General features: G+C 70.1%; 12 protein-coding genes and 1 pseudogene. 9 read left to right on the forward strand and 4 right to left on the reverse strand.

Annotation, left to right across the window (positions count from 1 at the left end; all coding sequences use genetic code 11):
- Positions 1–33: 33 nt before the first annotated feature.
- From G5C60_RS18150 to G5C60_RS18160, 3 genes and pseudogenes are all read left to right on the forward strand, one after another.
- A complete protein-coding gene (locus tag G5C60_RS18150) occupies positions 34–864 on the forward strand; it encodes a class I SAM-dependent methyltransferase (protein ID WP_165260471.1) in 831 nt (276 codons plus the stop codon).
- 291 nt (positions 865–1,155) lie between these two features.
- On the forward strand, positions 1,156–2,298 hold the full coding sequence (gene rho / locus G5C60_RS18155) for a transcription termination factor Rho (RefSeq protein ID WP_165260474.1): 1,143 nt from the start codon (positions 1,156–1,158) through the stop codon (positions 2,296–2,298).
- Between the two features lie 181 nt (positions 2,299–2,479).
- Positions 2,480–3,265: pseudogene (locus G5C60_RS18160) on the forward strand (D-alanyl-D-alanine carboxypeptidase family protein); the annotation flags it as partial.
- A gap of 86 nt (positions 3,266–3,351) precedes the next feature.
- On the opposite strand, the gene G5C60_RS52170 reads toward G5C60_RS18160, so the two are convergent.
- The 3 genes from G5C60_RS52170 to G5C60_RS18175 all read right to left on the reverse strand — a co-directional run bounded on the left by G5C60_RS52170 (position 3,352) and on the right by G5C60_RS18175 (position 7,232).
- Positions 3,352–4,716 (reverse strand): glycosyltransferase 87 family protein, encoded by a 1,365-nt coding sequence (locus G5C60_RS52170; RefSeq protein ID WP_165260478.1) that lies wholly within the window; start codon positions 4,714–4,716, stop codon positions 3,352–3,354.
- Complete coding sequence (gene mptB, locus G5C60_RS18170) at positions 4,713–6,110, reverse strand: polyprenol phosphomannose-dependent alpha 1,6 mannosyltransferase MptB (protein ID WP_165260500.1); 1,398 nt, start codon at positions 6,108–6,110, stop codon at positions 4,713–4,715. Before mptB ends, G5C60_RS52170 begins: the two co-directional genes overlap by 4 nt.
- A 189-nt stretch (positions 6,111–6,299) precedes the next feature.
- A complete protein-coding gene (locus G5C60_RS18175) occupies positions 6,300–7,232 on the reverse strand; it encodes a glutaminase (protein ID WP_165260480.1) in 933 nt (310 codons plus the stop codon).
- A 492-nt stretch (positions 7,233–7,724) separates the two neighbouring features.
- Here G5C60_RS18175 and G5C60_RS18180 point away from each other — a divergent pair, with 492 nt between their 5' ends.
- Positions 7,725–9,170 (forward strand): aldehyde dehydrogenase family protein, encoded by a 1,446-nt coding sequence (locus tag G5C60_RS18180; protein WP_165260482.1) that lies wholly within the window; start codon positions 7,725–7,727, stop codon positions 9,168–9,170.
- 113 nt (positions 9,171–9,283) lie between these two features.
- Here the strand turns inward: G5C60_RS18180 and G5C60_RS18185 are convergent, their stop codons facing one another.
- Positions 9,284–12,130 carry a glycoside hydrolase family 3 C-terminal domain-containing protein gene (locus G5C60_RS18185; RefSeq protein WP_165260484.1) on the reverse strand — a complete coding sequence of 949 codons (2,847 nt, stop codon included), beginning with the start codon at positions 12,128–12,130 and terminating at the stop codon, positions 9,284–9,286.
- 375 nt (positions 12,131–12,505) lie between these two features.
- On the opposite strand from G5C60_RS18185, the gene G5C60_RS18190 reads away from it, so the two are divergent.
- From G5C60_RS18190 to G5C60_RS18210, 5 genes are all read left to right on the forward strand, one after another.
- On the forward strand, positions 12,506–14,182 hold the full coding sequence (locus tag G5C60_RS18190) for an extracellular solute-binding protein (protein ID WP_165260486.1): 1,677 nt from the start codon (positions 12,506–12,508) through the stop codon (positions 14,180–14,182).
- A gap of 26 nt (positions 14,183–14,208) precedes the next feature.
- Positions 14,209–15,276 (forward strand): ABC transporter permease subunit, encoded by a 1,068-nt coding sequence (locus tag G5C60_RS18195; protein ID WP_165260488.1) that lies wholly within the window; start codon positions 14,209–14,211, stop codon positions 15,274–15,276.
- Complete coding sequence (locus G5C60_RS18200) at positions 15,273–16,226, forward strand: ABC transporter permease subunit (RefSeq protein ID WP_165260490.1); 954 nt, start codon at positions 15,273–15,275, stop codon at positions 16,224–16,226. The genes G5C60_RS18195 and G5C60_RS18200 overlap by 4 nt, the downstream gene beginning before the upstream one ends.
- Before the next feature lie 193 nt (positions 16,227–16,419).
- The gene (locus G5C60_RS18205) at positions 16,420–18,645 is read left to right on the forward strand and encodes a WD40/YVTN/BNR-like repeat-containing protein (protein WP_165260492.1); all 2,226 of its coding nucleotides are present in this window, start codon (positions 16,420–16,422) and stop codon (positions 18,643–18,645) included.
- The coding region (locus tag G5C60_RS18210; protein ID WP_206439670.1) for a beta-galactosidase at positions 18,645–18,945 on the forward strand (301 nt) is incomplete at its 3' end. The genes G5C60_RS18205 and G5C60_RS18210, both read left to right, overlap by 1 nt.

Genomic DNA, 18,945 nt, shown 5'->3' on the forward strand with positions numbered 1-18,945 from the left:
CCTCCCGGCGCCCGCCCACGGTTGGATACGACCATGACCGACGAGCACCAGCGGATGATGAGGGCCAACCAGGCGAACTGGGACGCCCGCACCCCCGTCCACCTCGCCAGCCGGTTCTACGGCCTGGACACGTCCCTCGACCCGGAGCGCTGGTTCGCCGCGTGGGAGTGGGAGGACCTCGGCGAACTGGCCGGCCGCGACGTGCTCCACCTCCAGTGCCACCTCGGTACCGAGACGATCGCCTTCGCTCAGCGCGGCGCCCGTACGGTGGGCCTCGACATCTCCGAGGCGTCGGTCAAGGCGGCGGCCGACATCGCCCGACGCGCGGGCGCCGACGTCGAGTACGTACAGGCCAATGTGTACGACGCCGTCGACGCCCTCGGCGGGCAGCGGTTCGACGTCGTCTACACCGGCAAGGGTGCTCTGTGCTATCTGCCCGACCTGGACCGCTGGGCGGCGACGGTCGCCCAACTCCTGCGTCCGGAGGGCCGGTTGTACATCGCCGAGTTCCATCCCCTCCTCAACTCCCTCGGCCCCAAGCCCGCCGAGGGCGAAGGTTCCGAACTCCTGCTGCGCCACGACTACTTGGGCCGTGGGACTGCCGTGCACCGGGCAGGCAGGTACACGTACACGGACGGCCCGCCCGTGCAGGGCGCGACCGACAGCTACGAGTGGATGCACGGCCTCGGCGAGGTCGTGGCCGCCCTGGTCGGGGCCGGCCTGCGCATCGAGCGGCTCCGCGAGAGCGACGAACTGCCCTGGCCCCGCTGGCCCGAGATGAACCACACCCCCTCCGGCTGGTGGCGCCTGCCGAAGAGCTCCCCGCGCATCCCGCTGCTGTACGGACTCCTCGCACGCCGCTGAACGAAATCACCCCGTGGTACAGTTGCTGCAGCACTTGTGTACGCCCCTTCTTGGGCGCCGGTGCCAGTCTCATCTCTCACTCAGCTGATCCGCCTGTCTGTTTCTGACGGGGCGCCGCAGCTTCTCAGCACCACCTCTCTTCGCATAGGGCTCACGTACGGCCCCGGGCGTTCCCGCCCGCCGCTCGAGAGGTGATGTCTCCGCCGTACCAGGGTGTGACCATGCCGCCCTCGACTCGGCCTCTCCCCCTTCATGACCTCATGATCTCGTCCGCGAAAGGACCTCAGCCATATGACCACCACACTCGAACGCCCTCCCACTTCGCTCGCGCAGGAGCAGGCCACCGGCGTACTTGACATCACCCCCAACGGGCAGGGCCACCTGCGTGCCGCAAGCTGCCTGCCCGAGTCCACCGACCTCCAGGTCTCCCCCGCGCTGATCCGCCGATACGGCCTGCGCAGGGGCGACCTCGTCGAAGGCGTACGCGGCAAGCAGCGCGCCCTCACCGGGATCGAGCGCGTCAACGGCCGCTCCCCCGAAGAGCTGCGCGGCCGCCCGCACTTCCGTGACCTCACCCCGCTGCACCCGCGCGAGCGGCTGCGGCTCGAACACCCGGCGGGCGGCCTGACGACACGGGTCATCGACCTGGTCGCGCCGATCGGCAAGGGCCAGCGCGGCCTGATCGTCGCCCCGCCCAAGACCGGCAAGACGGTGCTGCTCCAGCAGCTGGCCGCCGCTGTCGCCGGCAACCACCCCGAGTGCCATCTGATGGTGGTACTGCTCGACGAGCGTCCCGAGGAGGTCACCGACATGCGGCGTTCCGTACGCGGTGAGGTGCTGGCCTCGACCTTCGACCAGGGGCCGAAGCAGCACATCGCGCTCGCCGAGCTGGCCGTGGAGCGGGCCAAGCGGCTCGTCGAGGCGGGCCAGGACGTCGTGATCCTCCTGGACTCGCTGACCCGGCTGTGCAGGGCGCACAACAACGCGGCCGCCGCCGGTGGCCGCACCCTCAGCGGCGGTGTCGACGCCGCCGCGCTCCTCGGGCCCAAGCGGCTCTTCGGTGCCGCGCGCCTCACCGAGGAGGGCGGTTCGCTCACCATCCTCGCCACGGCGCTGGTGGAGACCGGCTCGCGTGCCGACGACTACTACTTCGAGGAGCTCAAGAGCACCGGCAACATGGAGCTGCGCCTGGACCGCGAGTTCGCGGCCAGGCGGATCTATCCGGCCGTCGACATCACCCCGTCCGGCACCCGTCGCGAGGAACTCCTCGTCCCGGCAAGCGAGTTGACGGCCCTGCGAGGTCTGCGACGCGCCCTGCACTCCCGCGGGGACACGCGGGCGGGCCTGGAAACTCTGCTGGAGAGGATGCGGCAGACACCCGACAACGCGGCGTTCCTGCGGCAGGTCCAGCCGACGGTGCACGGCGGCCGGTGAACCGCTGCCACATCGCCGTGCCCGCCGCTCGACCTGACGCTGCGGCATCCGGGTGCTCGATGCCGCGGATCGGCCCTGGCAGCCGGGGATGTGACCTGCGCGTTCCTACGTTTGCGGTATGACTATCGGATTCCCCTTCCGCGTCGCCGTCTCTTGCTCGGCCGTCTGCGTGGCCGGCGCAATGGCCTGCACGCCGAGCCCTGCCGTCACTCACACCGGATCCGACGCCTCCGCCGTGCACACCGAAGCGCAGCCGGCGCCGAGCTCCGCGGCCTCGCGGCCGACGGCGCTGCACCGGTCCGGGACGCAGGTACGGCCGGGGGCCGGAGCGCCCAAGGTTCCCAAGAACGTCTCCGCCCGGTCGTGGCTGGTGGCCGACGCGGGCACCGGTGCGGTGCTGGCCGCGCACAACGCGCACCTGAAACTGCCGCCCGCCAGCACCTTGAAGACCCTCTTCGCCGTGACCGTACTGCCGGCACTGCCCGCGACGGTCCGGCACACCGTCACGAAGCGGGACCTGAAGGGGGTCGGCGACGGCAGCAGCCTGGTCGGCGTCAAGCCGGGGCACACCTACCGCGCGTCCGACCTGTGGCGGGGCGTCTTCCTGAACTCCGGCAACGACGCCGTGCGCGTACTGGCCGCGATGAACGGCGGCTGGCGTACGACGGCCGCCCAGATGCAGGCCAAGGCCCGCGCGCTCGGTGCCCGCGACACGCGGGTGATCTCGCCGGACGGCTACGACACGCCGGGCCAGGTGTCGTCGGCGTACGACCTGGCGGTCTTCGGGCGAGCCGGGCTGCGCAACGCGGACTTCGCGCGGTACTGCGCCACCGTCAAGGCCAGATTCCCGGGCAAGGGCTGGTCGTACGACATCCAGAACACGAACCGGCTGCTGACCGGGGCCGACGGAGTCGAGCGCTACCCCGGGCTCGTCGGCGTCAAGAACGGTTACACCTCCAAGGCGGGCAGTACGCTCGTCGCCGCCGCACGACGAGGCGGGCGCACCCTCGTCGTCACGGTGATGAAACCCCGGGCCGGCGGCGCCTTCGCCGTCTACGAGGAAGCACGCTCGCTGCTCGACTGGGGGTTCGAGGCCGCCGGGCGTGTCGAGCCGGTGGGATCGCTCGAGCCCTCGCGTGCCGTACCGCAGGCGGGCCCGGTGGCGTTGCCCGCGGCCACGGCGGTCGACGACGGCTCCTGGTGGGCGGAGGCGGGGGCGACCGCGGGCGCGGCCTGTCTGGGCGCGGGTGTCGTGGCCCTGGTCCTGCGCGGCAGATGGTTCACCCGCGTCTGACCGACGGGGAGTCCGAGCAGCAGGCCGAGGGTGATCCACACGTAGGTGTTGCTGCCGAGGAAGCCGTCGACGCCGGACGCGTCGTCGAACCAGAGCCACACCACACTGCTGCACAGCAACGCGTACGACGCGCCCGCGACCCACAACAGGCGCCTCTTCCGCAGCCCTGCCTCGGCCAGGATCGCGAAGGACGGCAGCAGCCACACGAGATGGTGCACCCAGGTGATCGGGCTGACGAGACAGGCGGCGAGCCCGGTCAGGGCGAAGGCACCCATCAAGTCGTCGGCGGCGATGGCCCGGTGGGCGCGCCAGGCCCAGACGCTCAGGACGGCGAGTGCGGCCAACGCCCAGACGGCGCGGCTCGGTTCGGCGGGATCTGCGAGCCGGGCCAGTACGCCTTGCAGGGACTGGTTGGAGACGTAGGCGAGGCGGCCGATGCGGGTCGTGTCCCAGACGGCCTCGGTCCAGTAGAAGCGGGAGGCGTCCGGTGCGGCCCAGGCCGCGAGGGCGGTGGCGCTCGCGGCGACGGCCGTCGCGAGTCCGGCGGCGCGGGGGCGCCGGGCGAGCAGCAGGAGAACGATGAAGATCGCGGGCGTGAGCTTGATCGCGGCGGCGAGACCGATGCCCACGCCCGCCCAGCGACCGCGCCCGGTCGACAGCAGCCAGGCGTCGCCGAGAACGAGGGCCAGCAGCAGGAGGTTGACCTGGCCGAAGCTGAAGGTGTCCCGCAGCGGTTCGAACAGGGCCAGCACGCAGACGACCACGGCGAAGCCGAACCAGCCGTGCCGTCGCAGCCCGTGCGGGGCGAGAATGCCGAGGATCACGGCTGTCGCCGCGAGGTTGAGGAGCAGTCCGGCGGCGATCGCGAGGTGCAGACCGAGCAGCGCCATCGGCACCATGCTGACCGCCGCGAAGGGCGGGTAGGTGAAGCCGTACGTCGTGCCCGGCACGTGGTAGTCGTAGATACGGCCGCCGTGATGGATCCAGGCGTCCACGGCCCCGTGGTAGACCCGCAGGTCGAACCAGCCCCGCAGGAGCGGCACGGTCGCGGTGAAGAGCGCGACGGCGGTGGCGAGGGCGAGCACGAAGGCGAGCCGCCCCCGATCAGTACGCGGAAGCCTCATGCCGTCCGCTCCAGGACGGGCGCGTTCGACGTCTGGTGGGCCTGCCAGAGCACGACCACCGCGAGCACGCCGCCCGACACGGCCAGGACCAGCTGTTCGACGTCCGGCGGGCCGCCGCTGGGCAGAACGCCGAGCGCGAGCACCCCGGTCACGGCGGCGACCCGGTGGCGTACCGACGTGCTGGGCGCCGCCGCGGCGATCAGGAACAGCCCCCACAGGGCGTACCAGGGCCGGATGGCCGGGCCGAGGACCGCCACCGTCGCCAGGCTGAGGCCGAGTGCGTAGACGGGGCTGAGCCGGGGGCGGCGCAGCCATATGGCGAGTACGGCGACGGCGGTGGCCGCGAGTCCGAGGGCATGCCAGGCGGGCAGGGCGAGGGGCGCGAGGTCGCTGCCCAGATCCTCCAGCAGGGAGCCGGTGGCGCGGCCGAGCAGGCTGGTGGGCGACCAGTTGTGCGGGGAGACGGGCGTCTCGAGGGCACTGATCCAGCCGTATCCCGTACCGGCGACGGCCGTTGCGGCGACGGTGGTGGCGAGCGCGGCGGCCGTGGTCGTCACGGTGGCCTTCAACAGCCCTTGCCCTGCGCGCACTTGGAGTGCCACGACCGCGGCGAGTCCGAGTACGGCAGGGACCTTGACCAGGGCCGCGAGTGTGACGAGCACGGCGCCGAGGACGGGCCAGCGGCCGAGTGCGGCCACCAGTCCGATACCGAGCAGGCCGAGCATGATGGCGTCGTTGTGCGCGCCGGCGACGAGGTGCAGCAGCACGAGCGGGTTGAGCGCGCCGAGCCACAGCGCGGCGGCCGGGTCGGCGCCGCTGTGCCGGGCGAGCCTCGGCAGCGCGGCCGCCATCAGCGCCACGCCGAGCAGTGCGACCACCCGCATCCCGAACAGCCCGGCCGGCACCTCGCCCCGCGTCAGCCCGGAGAGTGCGGAGGCGACGGCGAGGAAGGCGGGACCGTACGGCGTCGCGGTCTGCCGCCACACGGGCGCCACCTCGTCCGCGAGGGGCCCGCCGAGCCGTGCGGGACCGTGCGTGTAGACGTCGATGTGCGCGTCGACCATGGCGCCCTGGGCCAGATAGCTGTACACGTCCCGGCTGAACAGCGGCGGCGCGAGCAGCAACGGCGCGGCCCACACTCCCAGAACCACCAACAGCGCCCGCGCAGTGGGCGGTTCGGGACCCCGGATCACGCGTCCCAGTAAGGCCCAGGCGGCGATCAGCAGCACCACCCCGAAGTACACGCCGACCAGACCGAGCGCCGCCCGCCCCGACGCCGGGGCCAGCAACTCCCGCACCGGCAGGGCCCCGGCCGTCTCACCCCCGGCCGCGAGAAAACCCGAACCCGCGAGCCCGAGGACCTGACAGCGACGAAGATCGACGGAGAAACCCATGGCCAACACTCGGGCAGCGTGTCAACGCCGAGTGGCCGGAAAGCGACACGCGTCTCTCTGATCGGCAGCATCCGTGTGACCGCCGTCTGACCGAACGGCGACCAACCCCTCAAAACCGCCTGAGAACCACCGACTCAGAACCACCGCCTCAGAGCCAGCCGCCTCAGAGCCACCGCCTCAGAACCACCCTCAGAACACGGACAGTCCCGTCAGCGTCGTGAAACGCTCCAGGGCCGCGACGCCCGCCACGGAGTTGCCCCTCTCGTCCAGTCCCGGGCTCCACACGCACAAGGTGCAGCGGCCGGGGACGACGGCGATGATGCCGCCGCCGACGCCGCTCTTGCCGGGCAGGCCGACCCGGTACGCGAACTCACCGGCGGCGTCATAGGTGCCGCAGGTGAGCATGACCGCGTTGACCTGTTTGGCCTGACTGAGGGTCAGCAGTCGGGTGCCGTCGGCTCGTATGCCGTGGCGGGCGAGGAAGCCGGTGGCGAGGGCGAGGTCGGCGCAGGACGCCTCGATGGAGCACTGGTGGAAGTACCGGTCGAGGAGGACCGGGACCGGGTTGCCGATGTTTCCGTACGACGCCATGAAATGGCCGAGCGCGGCGTTGCGGTCGCCGTGGGCGGACTCGGATGCGGCGACGTCCTTGTTGACGGCGAGGTGCGCGTTGCCGCTCTCCGCGCGCAGGAAGTCGAGGAGGGTGCCGACCGCGTCGCCTGTCTGGGTGTGGAGGTGGTCGGTGACGACGAGGGCGCCCGCGTTGATGAAGGGGTTGCGCGGGATGCCGTTCTCGTACTCCAGCTGCACCAGCGAGTTGAAGGGGTTGCCGGAGGGCTCCCTGCCGACGTGCTCCCACAGGGTGTCTCCGCCGTTGGCCAGGGCGAGCGCGAGGGTGAACACCTTGGTGAGGGACTGGGCGGAGAACGGCTGCCGCCAGTCCCCCACGCCGTACACCGTGCCGTCCAACTCCGCGACGGCCATGCCGAACCGACGCGGGTCGCATGCGGCGAGCGCCGGGATGTAGTCGGCGGGGCGGCCACGTTCCGGTGTGTTCTCGATCTCGGCGGCGATGCGGTGGAGGACCGGCTGGAAGGCCGGCGACGACGTGGACAGTTCCATGATCCCCCTTCTTGGCTGCGGGTTCGTTGTGGCTGGTCGCGCAGTTCCCCGCGCCCCTGGGTGAGTGGGGGGTGCGGGGCCGTGGGCCGGTGCGTCAGCCCGTCGCAGGGTGGGCATACGGCCCTGGCCTGGTACAAGGCCCTGGTTCTCCGAGACAAAACCTACGCGACGGGCGTACGACGCACCGGCCCACGACCCCTCCCGCCGGTGGGAGGGAGCGGGTAGTTGGGGGTGCGGGCTTTCCCGGGGTGCGTGCTTTCTTCGGGCCGGTGAGCCGCAGGCTTTTGCTTTTCAGGGGCGCGGGGAACTGCGCGACCAGCCACGACGGACCCGCAGTCGCCCGAGAACCGAACCCACCACCCCCGAAGGCGTCATCTGCCGAAGCGGAGCATCAGCAAGGGAGAGTGGGACGAGGTGGACAAGCGACCGTCCCGGCCGGCAGGCCTACCGTGGGGGTGGTAACGCCACGTCAACGGAAGGGCCGGAAACCCTATGACTTCCACGCATGCCTTCTGGCTCGCCGGCCGCCGGGCCATCGGTGAGGCCACGATCCAGGTCACGTCTCCTTGGGACGGCCGTGTCGTCGGGACGGCGAGCGTGCCGAGTGACGAGCAGGTGGAGGAGGCCGTCGCCGCCGCGTACGCCGTGCGGGACGAGTTCGCCGCCACGCCGGCCCATGTGCGTGCCGCCGCCCTCGATCACGTGTCGCGCCGGCTCGTCGAGCGGACCGAGGAGATCGCTCGGCTGATCTCCGCTGAGAACGGAAAGCCGGTCAAGTGGGCCCGAGGCGAGGTCGGGCGGGCCGTGTCGGTGTTCCGGTTCGCGGCCGAGGAGGCCCGGCGGTTCAACGGGGGAGAGGCTCAGCGACTTGACACTGATCTTGGGGGACAGGGGCGCCTTGCCTTCACTCGTCGCTTCCCCAAGGGTGTCGTGCTGGGGATCGCGCCGTTCAACTTTCCGCTGAACCTGTGCGCCCACAAGATCGCCCCGGCGATTGCGGCCGGGGTGCCGATCATTTTGAAGCCCGCTCCCGCTACACCGTTGTCGGGCTTGATGATCGGTGAGCTGCTGGCCGAGAGTGAGTTGCCGGCCGGGGCGTGGAGCATCCTGCCGGTGTCGAACGACCGGATGCCTGCTCTGGTGCAGGACGAGCGACTGCCGGTCATCTCGTTCACCGGGTCGGAGAAGGTCGGGTTCTCGATCATGGACTCGGTGCCGCGCAAGCACTGCACCCTGGAGCTGGGCGGGAACGGCGCGGCCGTGGTGCTGGCCGACTTCTCCAGTGATGAGGACTTGGACTGGGCCGCGACGCGTATCGCCACGTTCTCCAACTACCAGGGCGGGCAGTCGTGCATCTCGGTGCAGCGGGTGATCGCTGATGCGTCTGTGTACGAGCGGCTGGTGCCTCGTATCGTCGCCGCCGTCGAGGCCCAGGTGACCGGGGATCCGTCCGATGACGCGACCGATGTCGGGCCGTTGGTGAGTGAGGATGCCGCGAGGCGGGTGGAGACGTGGGTGGATGAGGCCGCCGAGGCGGGGGCTCGTGTGCTGACCGGTGGCAAGCGGGACGGGGCCTCGTACGCTCCGACCGTTCTCGCTGATGTGCCGGGCGACGTCACGCTGTCGTGCGAGGAGGTCTTCGGGCCCGTTCTCTCCCTGCAGAAGGTGGAGGGGGAGGCCGCCGCCTTCGCCGCCGTCAACGACTCCAAGTACGGCCTCCAGGCAGGGGTGTTCACGCATGACCTGCAGACCGCCTTCCGTGCGCACCGGGCGCTCGAGGTGGGTGGCGTGATCATCGGGGACGTTCCCTCGTATCGCGCCGACCAGATGCCGTACGGCGGGGTGAAGCAGTCCGGAGTCGGGCGTGAGGGCGTGAAGTTCGCGATGGAGGACTACACCTACGAGCGGGTCATGGTGCTGACCGGGCTCAGCCTCTAGCTTGTGACAATCGTTTTCATGTAGGCTCGGGTCGTATCCCGGGATGAAGGGGCCCGGCGCCGATGCCTTCCGGTGCCGGGCCCCTTCTATGTGCGTCGGTCAGGTCCGGCCCCTCAACCGGAGAGACCGACGCGCGCGAGCCGTACACGGCCGCGCAGTCTGATGTGCAGGTCGTGGACCTCGGTGGCGCGGGCTGCTGGGGTCGTGATGGTGGTGTAGGTGTACGGGCCGGGAGTCGGTGGGATCTCGAAGTCGGCGAGTACCCGGCCGCCTGGCAGGGTCAGTTCGACCGTGCCTTCGCCTGCCGCCTCGACGGTGACGGTTGTCGTGCCGGGGCCGAAGTCGCAGGCGCGGTAGAGCAGTTCCGCCTCGCCGCCGTCCACGGGTGTCACCGCGTCGCCCGACGACTTCGTACGGTCGACGATCTCGGCGTTGCTCTGTTCGTCGAAGTCGGCCGCGTTCAGGCCGTGTTCGAGGACCGGGCGCGGGGTCGTGGGGGTGCCTTCGAGGTCGATCGGCTTGCGCAGGCGGATGTCCTCGCTGGATGCGCCCACGAGTACGTCGTACGTTCCCGGCTCCAGGCACCATCGGCCGTGTGCCACGTCCCAGAACTCGAAGGTGGCGAGCGGTAGTTCGAAGGAGAGCTCGGCCGATGCGCCGGGGGCGAGGTGGACCCGGCGGTGGGCCGCCAGTTCGCGGCGGGGGTGTGGGACCGAGGGGGTTGCCGCGCGTGTGTAGAGCTGGGCGACCTCGTCGGCGGGCACTTCGCCGGTGTTGGTGACGGTGAAGGAGACCTTCAAGCCGTCTTCGCCCGGCTCGACCTGGAGATTTTCGTAGGTGAAGGACGCGTACGACAGGCCGTGGCCGAACGGGAAGAGCGGGGTGCCCTCGAAATAGAGGTACGTCTGGCGGCTGCCGATCACGTCGTAGTCGAGGAGATCGGGGAGGTCCGCGTCGGAGGCGTACCAGGTCTGAGGGAGGCGGCCGGCCGGGGAGACGTCGCCCGCCAGGACGCGGGCCAGGGCGGTGCCGGCCGCCTGGCCGCCATGGGCCGTCCAGAGGACGGTCGGGAGGTCCGCGTGGTCCACCGCGTACGGGTACGCGGAGACGAGGATCAGGGCTGTGTTCGGGTTCGTGGCGCGGGCGGCGCGCAGCAGGCGTTCCTGGTGGCCGGGGAGGCGGAGCGTGGTGCGGTCCTCGGTCTCGCGGCCGTTGATGTGCGGGTCGTTGCCCGCGACCACGAGGACCACGTCCGCGGTGGCGGCGGCCCGGGTCACCGCGTCCTCGCCGCGCTCCGTGACGATCACCTCGAAGACCTCCGCGTCCCGCGGATCGTCCGCGGCAACCTTCGCTCCGTCGGCGGCGACAGAGACGTACCGACCCGTTCCTACGTGCTTCAGGAGGTGGCCGTTCGCGTGGGAAGCATGGGGTTCCAGGCGGAATGTCTCCTGGACTACCCAGCCGCCGGGCTGGTCCGCCGACGCGCGTACGTAACCGTCCTCGGCGACCGAGAGGTAGCGGCCGTCGGGGGCGCGGAGCGTGAGGATGCCCTCGCCCCAGTCGATCAGCGCGAGATCCGTGCCGGTGGTGTCGGTGGTGAGCGGGGGCAGGTCCGTACGGCCCGCGAGGAGGGCCGGGTCCAGCGCGCCCTCCGCGCCCCGGGCCTCGTCCGTCGTGTCGTCGGCGGGCAGGACGCTGAGATACGTACCGGCCGAGGTCTTCAGGCGTACGCGGTCCACGCCCTCGGCGAAGTCGACGCGCTCGGCGCCGAAGCGCTCGTACAGGCCCTCCAGAGGTGTGGAGCGGTGGATGAGCGTGCCGCTGTACCAGTCGAGTTTGCACTCGTCGGCGAGGAGGCCGACCACGGCGATGCGCGGGCTGCCGGTCAGGGGCAGCAGGCCGTCGTTCTTGAGGAGGACGATCGCCTGTTCCGCGGCTTCCTGCGCGAGGGCTCGGTGGGCCGGGGTGTCGAAGTGTTTCGTGTCCGCGTACGGGTCCAGATGCGGGTCGAACTCGCCGAGGCGGAAGCGGATCGCGAGCTGGCGGCGGACCGCCGCGTCGATGTCCGCCTCGGTCAGCAGGCCCTGGTCAAGGGCGCCCCGGACGCGTTCGATGATCTTCGAGCTGTCCGTGCCGTGGTCCGTGAAGCTGTCCACACCGGCGCGCAGCGCGGCGGCCGTCGCCTCCTCGTGCGTGTCGAAGTAGTGCTCGGAGTCCACCAGGTTGGAGGGCGCGCCCGCGTCCGAGCAGACCAGGAGGTCTTGGTCCGTCCAGGTGCGCAGGTGCTCGCGCAGATACGGCGAGACGTGGTTGGGGCGGCCGTTGACCAGGTTGTACGCGGGCATCACGCCGGCCACCGCGCCCGCCTCGACCGTCTCGCGGAAGGCGCGCAGGTCGTACTCGTGCAGGACGCGGGGGCGGACGGACGAGGACGTGATGTCCCTGCCCGTCTCGTTGTTGTGCGCGAGCCAGTGCTTGAGGACGGGGGCCGTGCGCCAGTACGCCGGGTGGTTGCCCCGCAGGCCGCGGGTGTACGCCGTGGCGATCGCCGAGGTCAGCCTGGGGTCCTCGGAGTAGCCCTCCTCGTTGCGGCCCCAGAGGGGGTGGCGCAGGAGGTTGACCGTGGGCGCCCAGACGTTGAGGCCCACTCGGTCGTCGTGGGCGCGCATCGCGCGGACCTCGGTGGAGACCGCCTCGCCCACACGGCGTACGAGATCCTCGTTCCAGCTCGCGCCGAGGCCCACCGCCTGCGGGAACACGGTCGCCGGGCCCATCCAGGCCACGCCGTGCAGTGCCTCCTGGCCGGTGCGGAACGCGGCGACGCCGAGCCGCTCCACCGCCGGCGCGAACTGGTGCAGCAGTGCGATGCGTTCGGCCACGGTCAGCCGCGACAGGAGATCGTCGACGCGCTTCGCGAACGGCAGCTGCGAGTCGCGGAAAGACGGCGTTTGTGCGGTCACGCGGGGAGTCCTTTGTGGAGGAGCGGTGGAGAGCTTTCGAAGCGCTTCGATGCTCATTCGACCGGCGGCGGGTGTCAAGACGTCCCGAGGCAACATCTCCGTATCCTCACCGGCATTTCGTGCCACATATGAGACAGGTCCAGTCCTTCGCATCCCGGAGGAATGTTGGAAACGACTCTTGTGCACCCTCAGGTGTTCACTTAACCTCGCAGCAACATCGAAGCGCTTCGACTCGGTCGAACGTGCCGCTCTGTGCGCACCTTCCTCCGCACCTTCCTCCGAGGTCCGCTTCAGCTCAGCCAGTTCCACTCAAGACACCGCAGCCGACGGCCACACCGCCGGGTGTCCTGCTGTGCGCCATGAAGGGTTGACGCAATGACGCCGAACGCCTCCGCTCCCAGTCGGAGAAGCTTCCTCGCCTCCACGGCGGTCGCCGCCGCCGCGGTGGCCGGAGGCATGCCGCTGCTGTCCGCCTGCGGCGGCTCGCAGGAGGGCCGCAAGGAGGGCACCACGTCCGGGAAGGACGCCGCGAAGCTGCTTCCGGCGTATGTGGCGTCGACTGTGGTGGCGCCCGACATCCCGGCGAAGAACGGCTCGGCGGCCGGTTTCACCAAGGCGATCCCCGCGGCCGAACTGAAGACGTCGGTGGCCAAGAAGATGGGCAGCGGCGGCAAACTCACGATCTTGTCGCCGTTCTACGGCACCCCGCCGAAGACCGGCAACCCGTACTACAAGGCCATGAACGAGGCCATCGGTGTCGAGGTCACCTGGCAGAACCAGGACGGCGTCACCTACGACCAGAAGCTCGGCGCGGTCCTGGCCGGCAGCAACATCCCCGACGTGGTCACCGTGCCCGGCTGGAACCTGATGGGCCGGATACCCAGCGCCATCAACGCCAAGTTCGCGGACCTCGGCCCGTACCTGTCGGGCGACAAGGTCAAGGACTACCCGAACCTCGCGGCTGTCCCCACCGAGGCCTGGCAGCGCGGCATCTTCGGCGGCCAGCTGCGGGCGATCCCGTTCCCCGCCCCGAACGTCACGGACATCGCGCCCATGTACCGCAAGGATCTGTTCAAGGAGAAGGGCTACAGCGTCCCCACGAGCCCGGACGAATTCCTGTCCTGGGCCAAGGAAGCGACCGACGCCAAGTCGAAGCTGTGGGCCTGCGACGACATGAAGTGGTCGGCGTTCCACATCTTCGGATGCCTGTCGGGCAGCGACAAGGCGCTGTGGTGGAACATGGACGGCGGCAAGCTGATCAACCGCGTCGAGACCGAGGAGTACCTCGAAGCCCTGGAGTGGACGCGCAAGCTCTACGCGGCCAAGGTGGTCCACCCGGACGCGGTCAGCGGCAAGGACGGCGGCAACTCGGGCAACCGCTTCACCGCCGGCGAGGTGCTGGTCTACAACAACAACATCTCCGACTGGTGGGGCAAGACCGCCGAACAGGCCACCCAGAACTCGGACTTCGAGATGGGCGCGTTCGACTTCTTCGGCCCGGACGGCGGCGACCCGACGCTGTGGGCGGGCCAGCCCGCCAACATCTTCACCTTCGTCAGCAAGAAGGCGACCGAGGCGCAGATCAAGGACTTCCTGGCCCTCTGCAACTTCTGCGCGGCGCCCTACGGCACCAAGGAGTTCATGCTCACCGCCTACGGCGTCGAGGGCACGGACTACGACATGAAGGACGGCCTGCCGGTCAAGACGACGCAGGGCGTCAACGAGGTCAACGGCGCCTACGACTACACCGGCAACCCCGCCCCGTACGTCGCCTACCCCGACTTCCCCGAGGTCACCAAGGGCATCGTCGAGTGGCAGCAGCGCATGGGCGCTTTCACCAAGAAGTCCTCCTTCTTCGGGCTGACCGTCACCGAGCCCAACCGCTGGTCCAACCTCGCCGACGACTTCGAACAACTCGAGGACGACGTGGTGCGCGGCCGCAAGAAGATCAGCGACGTGCAGCAGGCCGTGTCCGACTGGAAGAAGAAGGGCGGCGACGACCTGCGCGACTGGTACAAGAAGCTGCTCGACGACAACGGGTCGGCGAGCTGATCCGGGGCTGAGGCGAGGAGAAGGCCGTGTCCCACAGCACGGTGCCCCGGTCCAGGGCCGAGGCCAAGACCCCCGCGGAGGATCCGGCGACGTCGGACGGCGCCGGACGCCGCTCCCGGTCTCGTTTTCGGTCCCGGTCCCGGTCGCGGGAGGACAAGCGCCGCGGGAAGCTGAGTGTCCGGCTCCGGTTCAAGCGCGACCGCACGCTGATCCTGATGACCTTGCCGGCGGTGCTGCTGCTCCTGGTCTTCAACTACGTACCGATCCTCGGCAACGTGGTCGCCTTCCAGGACTACGACCCGTACCTCAGCGAGAACGGCTTCGTCGCCATCTTCCAGAGCCCCTGGATCGGCTTCGAGCAGTTCGAGCGGATCTTCGCGGACTCGGCCTTCTGGCATGCGGTGCAGAACACGTTCGTACTGTTCTTCCTGCAACTGATCCTGTTCTTCCCGATCCCGATCCTGCTCGCGCTCCTCATCAACAGCGTGGTCAGGCCCCGGGTCCGGGCGCTCGCGCAGGCGATCATGTACCTGCCGCACTTCTTCTCCTGGGTGCTCGTCGTCACCGTCTTCATGCAGATCTTCGGCGGCGCGGGCATCATCGCGCAGACCCTCCGCCAGCACGGCTACGAGGGCTTCGACCTGATGACCAACCCGGAGACCTTCAAGTACCTGGTCACGCTCGAGATGGTCTGGAAGGACGCGGGCTGGGGCATCATCGTCTTCCTCGCCGCGCTGTCGTCCGTCTCCAACGACCTGTACGAGGCCGCCGCCATGGACGGCGCCAGCCGCTGGCGGCGCATGTGGCACATCACGCTGCCCGCCCTGCGCCCCGTGATCGCTCTGCTTCTGGTGCTGCGCGTCGGCGACGCCCTCACCGTCGGCTTCGAGCAACTGCTGCTCCAACGGCAGGCGGTGGGCGTCGCCGCCTCCGATGTGCTCGACACCTATGTGTGGTGGAACGGCATCCGCAACCAGGACTTCAGCTATGCCGCCGCCGCGGGCCTCATCAAGGGCTTCGTCGGCCTGGCACTGGTGCTGACCGCCAACAAGGTCGCCCATCTCATGGGTGAGCAGGGGGTGTACAAGAAGTGAGCGCTGTCCTCGACAAGCCGGCCGACGAGAAGCCGGTGGCGAAGAAGCCGAGCCTCTGGGCGGCACCGCCCCGCCCCGTGTGGGAGGAGGAGCCGTCCAAGGCCGGAGTGGCGGGCAAGGGTCTCGTCCTGAGCCTCGCCTGCCTGGCGATCCTCTTCCCGCTGTGGATCGTCATCGTCACCAGCCTCCAGACGAAGAAGACCATCGACGAGACCGGCGGTCTGGTGGTGATCCCCAAGAGCATCACCTTCGTCGCCTACCAGGAACTCCTCAGTGGCGGCCAGGTTCAGCGCGCCGCGCTGGTCAGCGTCGGAGTGACCCTGGTCGGCACGCTGTTCAGCATGGCCGTGTCGGTGCTGTGCGCGTACGGCCTCTCGCGCAGCGGCTCGCTCGCCCACCGCGGGATCCTGATGACGCTGCTGGCGACCATGTTCTTCGGCGCGGGCCTGATCCCGACGTATCTGCTGGTGCAGGGGCTCGGACTGACCGACACCTACCTGGCGCTGATCCTCCCCAGCGCGGTGAGCGTCTTCAACATCCTGGTCCTGCGGGCGTTCTTCATGGGCATCTCCCAGGAACTGATCGACAGCGCCCGGATCGACGGTGCCGGCGACTGGCGCATCCTGTGGAAGATCGTGATGCCGCTGTCGCGGGCGGTGCTCGCGGTGATCGCCCTCTTCTACGCGGTGGGCTACTGGAGTGCCTGGTTCAACGCGTCGATCTATCTGACCGACCAGGACATGATGCCGTTGCAGAACGTCATGATCCAGCTGGTGCAGAAGCAGGAACGGCCGGTGGGGCTCTCCGCCCAGGTCAACACGGGTGAGCTGTCCGCTCTGGCGATTCAGATGGCCGTGATGGTGCTGGCCCTCATTCCGGTCGCCGTGCTTTCGCCGTTTGTCCAGCGGCACTTCAAGAAGGGCATGCTGACCGGGGCGGTCAAAGGCTGACTCCGGTCAGCCCGCTTTCCTCCGGCTCCTGAACCCGCCGCGCCGATCCGCGGGGCGAGCCCGGGGCTGCCGAGTCCGTGGTGAACTGCGGGCCGTTCGTGGCTGGTCGCGCAGTTCCCCGCGCCCCTGAAGGGGCGCCATCCCCCCACTCGTTACGGGGCACCGTCCCCCTTCTCGCAGAACGAGGTATGTCATGCGCACGCCCCGCCCGAGCAGACGCGCCGTTCTCGCCGGGACCGCCGCTGCCGCCGCGCTCTCCGCCGTCGGCCCGCTGGCACAGGCAGCCCCCGCCCCATCGCCGGCCGGCGCGACCCGCTACCGCTGGCGCAACGTCGTCATCGGCGGTACCGGGTTCATCACCGGCGTGCTGTTCCACCCGTCCGTACGCGGGCTCGCCTACGCCCGTACCGACATCGGTGGTGCCTACCGGTGGGACGACCGGGCCGCCCGCTGGACCCCGCTCACCGACCACCTCGGCTGGGACGACTGGAATCTCCTCGGTGTGGAGGCGATGGCCGTCGACCCCGCGCACCCGAACCGGCTGTACCTGGCGCTCGGCACGTATGCCCAGGCGTGGGCCGGTAACGGCGCCGTCCTGCGCTCCGAGGACCGCGGCGCCACCTGGACCCGTACCGACCTCACGGCGAAGCTCGGCGCCAACGAGGACGGGCGGGGTACGGGGGAGCGACTCCTCGTCGATCCGCGTGACAGCGACACCCTGTGGCTGGGCACCCGGCACGACGGGCTGCTCAAGTCGACCGATCGAGGCGCCACTTGGGCAGCGGCGACCGGCTTCCCGGCGAAGGCGAACTCCTCCGGGCAGGGCGTAACCTTCCTCGTCGCGGCAGGGCGTACCGTCTACGCCGGCTGGGGCGACGGGGACGGCACCTCCGGCACGGCGAACCTGTACCGCACCGCTGATGGCACGACGTGGGAGGCCGTCCCCGGACAGCCCTCCGGCACCTTGGCCAAGGTCCCGATCCGCGCCGCGTACGACCGGCACACCCGCGAGCTGTACGTGACGTACGCCGACGCGCCCGGACCCAACGGCCAGTCCGACGGCAGCGTGCACAAGCTGCGCACCGCGACCGGCAAGTGGACCGAGGTGACGCCTGTGAAGCCGGGCGGAACCACCGAAGACGGATCGGCGGACACCTTCGGTTACGGCGGCGTCGCCGTCGACGCCCGCCGCGCGGGCACCGTCGTCGTGTCCACCAACAACCGCTGGGCGGCCATCGACACGCTGTTCCGGACCACCGACGGCGGCCGTACCTGGACGTCCCTCAAGGACGCTGCCGTGTTCGACGTATCCGAGACTCCTTTCCTCAACTGGGGTGGTGACAAGCCGAAGTTCGGCTGGTGGATCCAGGCGCTCGCCCTGGACCCGTACGACTCGAAGCACGTCGTGTACGGGACCGGCGCGACCCTCTATGGCACCCGCGACCTCAAGCGCTGGGCGCCGCAGATCCGCGGCCTGGAGGAGACGGCCGTGCGCCAGCTGATCTCGCCCCCGGTCGGGGAGGCGCACCTGCTGAGCGGGCTCGGGGACATCGGCGTGATGTACCACGAGCGGCTCACGGCGTCTCCGTCGCGCGGCATGGCGGCGAACCCCGTGTTCGGGTCGGCGACGGGACTCGCGCAGGCCGCGGCCAAGCCGTCGTACGTCGTCCGGGCGGGCTGGGGCGACAACGGCAACGGTGCGCACTCCAACGACGGCGGACGGACCTGGGCGCCCTTCGCGGCCCAGCCCGACATCGCCAAGAGCGCACCGGGGCCGATCGCCACCAGCGCCGACGGCAGCACGCTGCTGTGGTCCTTCGTGCACTGGGACGGCACGAAGTACGCAGCCCACCGCTCCACCGACAACGGCGCGACCTGGTCCGAGGTCTCCTCCTTTCCGAAGGGCGCCACGCCGGTCGCCGACCCGGCCGACCCGACGCTCTTCTACGCGTACGACACCGACACTGGAACGCTATACGCGAGCACTGACAGTGGCCGTTCCTTCACGGCCCGTGCGGGTGGACTGCCGTCCGGGGACAGCCAGTTCAGGCTGGTGGCGGCACCCGGGCGCAGCGGTGACCTGTGGCTTTCGACGAAGACGAACGGGTTGTACCGGTCCACGGACGGTGGCGTGCGCTTCGAGAAGGTGGCCGGCTGCCGGGCCTCGCACACCCTCGGCTTCGGCAAGGCCGCCAAGGGCGCCGACTACCCCGCGATCTACCAGGTCGGTGCCACGGAGACGGAGACGATCACCGCCGTCTACCGCTCCGACGACGAGGCCAGAACCTGGGTACGCATCAACGACGACGCCCACCAGTGGGGATGGACGGGCGAGGTCATCACCGGTGATCCGCGCGTCCACGGCCGCGTCTACCTGGGCACCAACGGGCGCGGCATCCAGTACGGAGACCCGGTCTGATGCCCGCGCACCAGCGACCGGGGCTCGGCGACGCCACCCGCGGCCGCATCCTCTTCGGCGGCGACTACAACCCCGAGCAGTGGCCCGAGGAGACCTGGCACGAGGACGTACGCCTCATGAAGGACGCCGGCGTCAACTCCGTCACCCTCGGCGTTTTCTCCTGGGCGAAGCTCGAACCGCGGCCCGGGGCAAGGGAGTTCGGCTGGCTGGACCGGCTGATGGACCTCATGCACGAGAACGGCATCGGCGTCGTCCTCGCCACGCCCACCTCCTCACCCCCGCCCTGGATGGGCCGCCTCC

Source organism: Streptomyces scabichelini, from assembly GCF_011045015.1.
Classification (GTDB): Bacteria; Actinomycetota; Actinomycetes; order Streptomycetales; family Streptomycetaceae; genus Streptomyces; species Streptomyces scabichelini.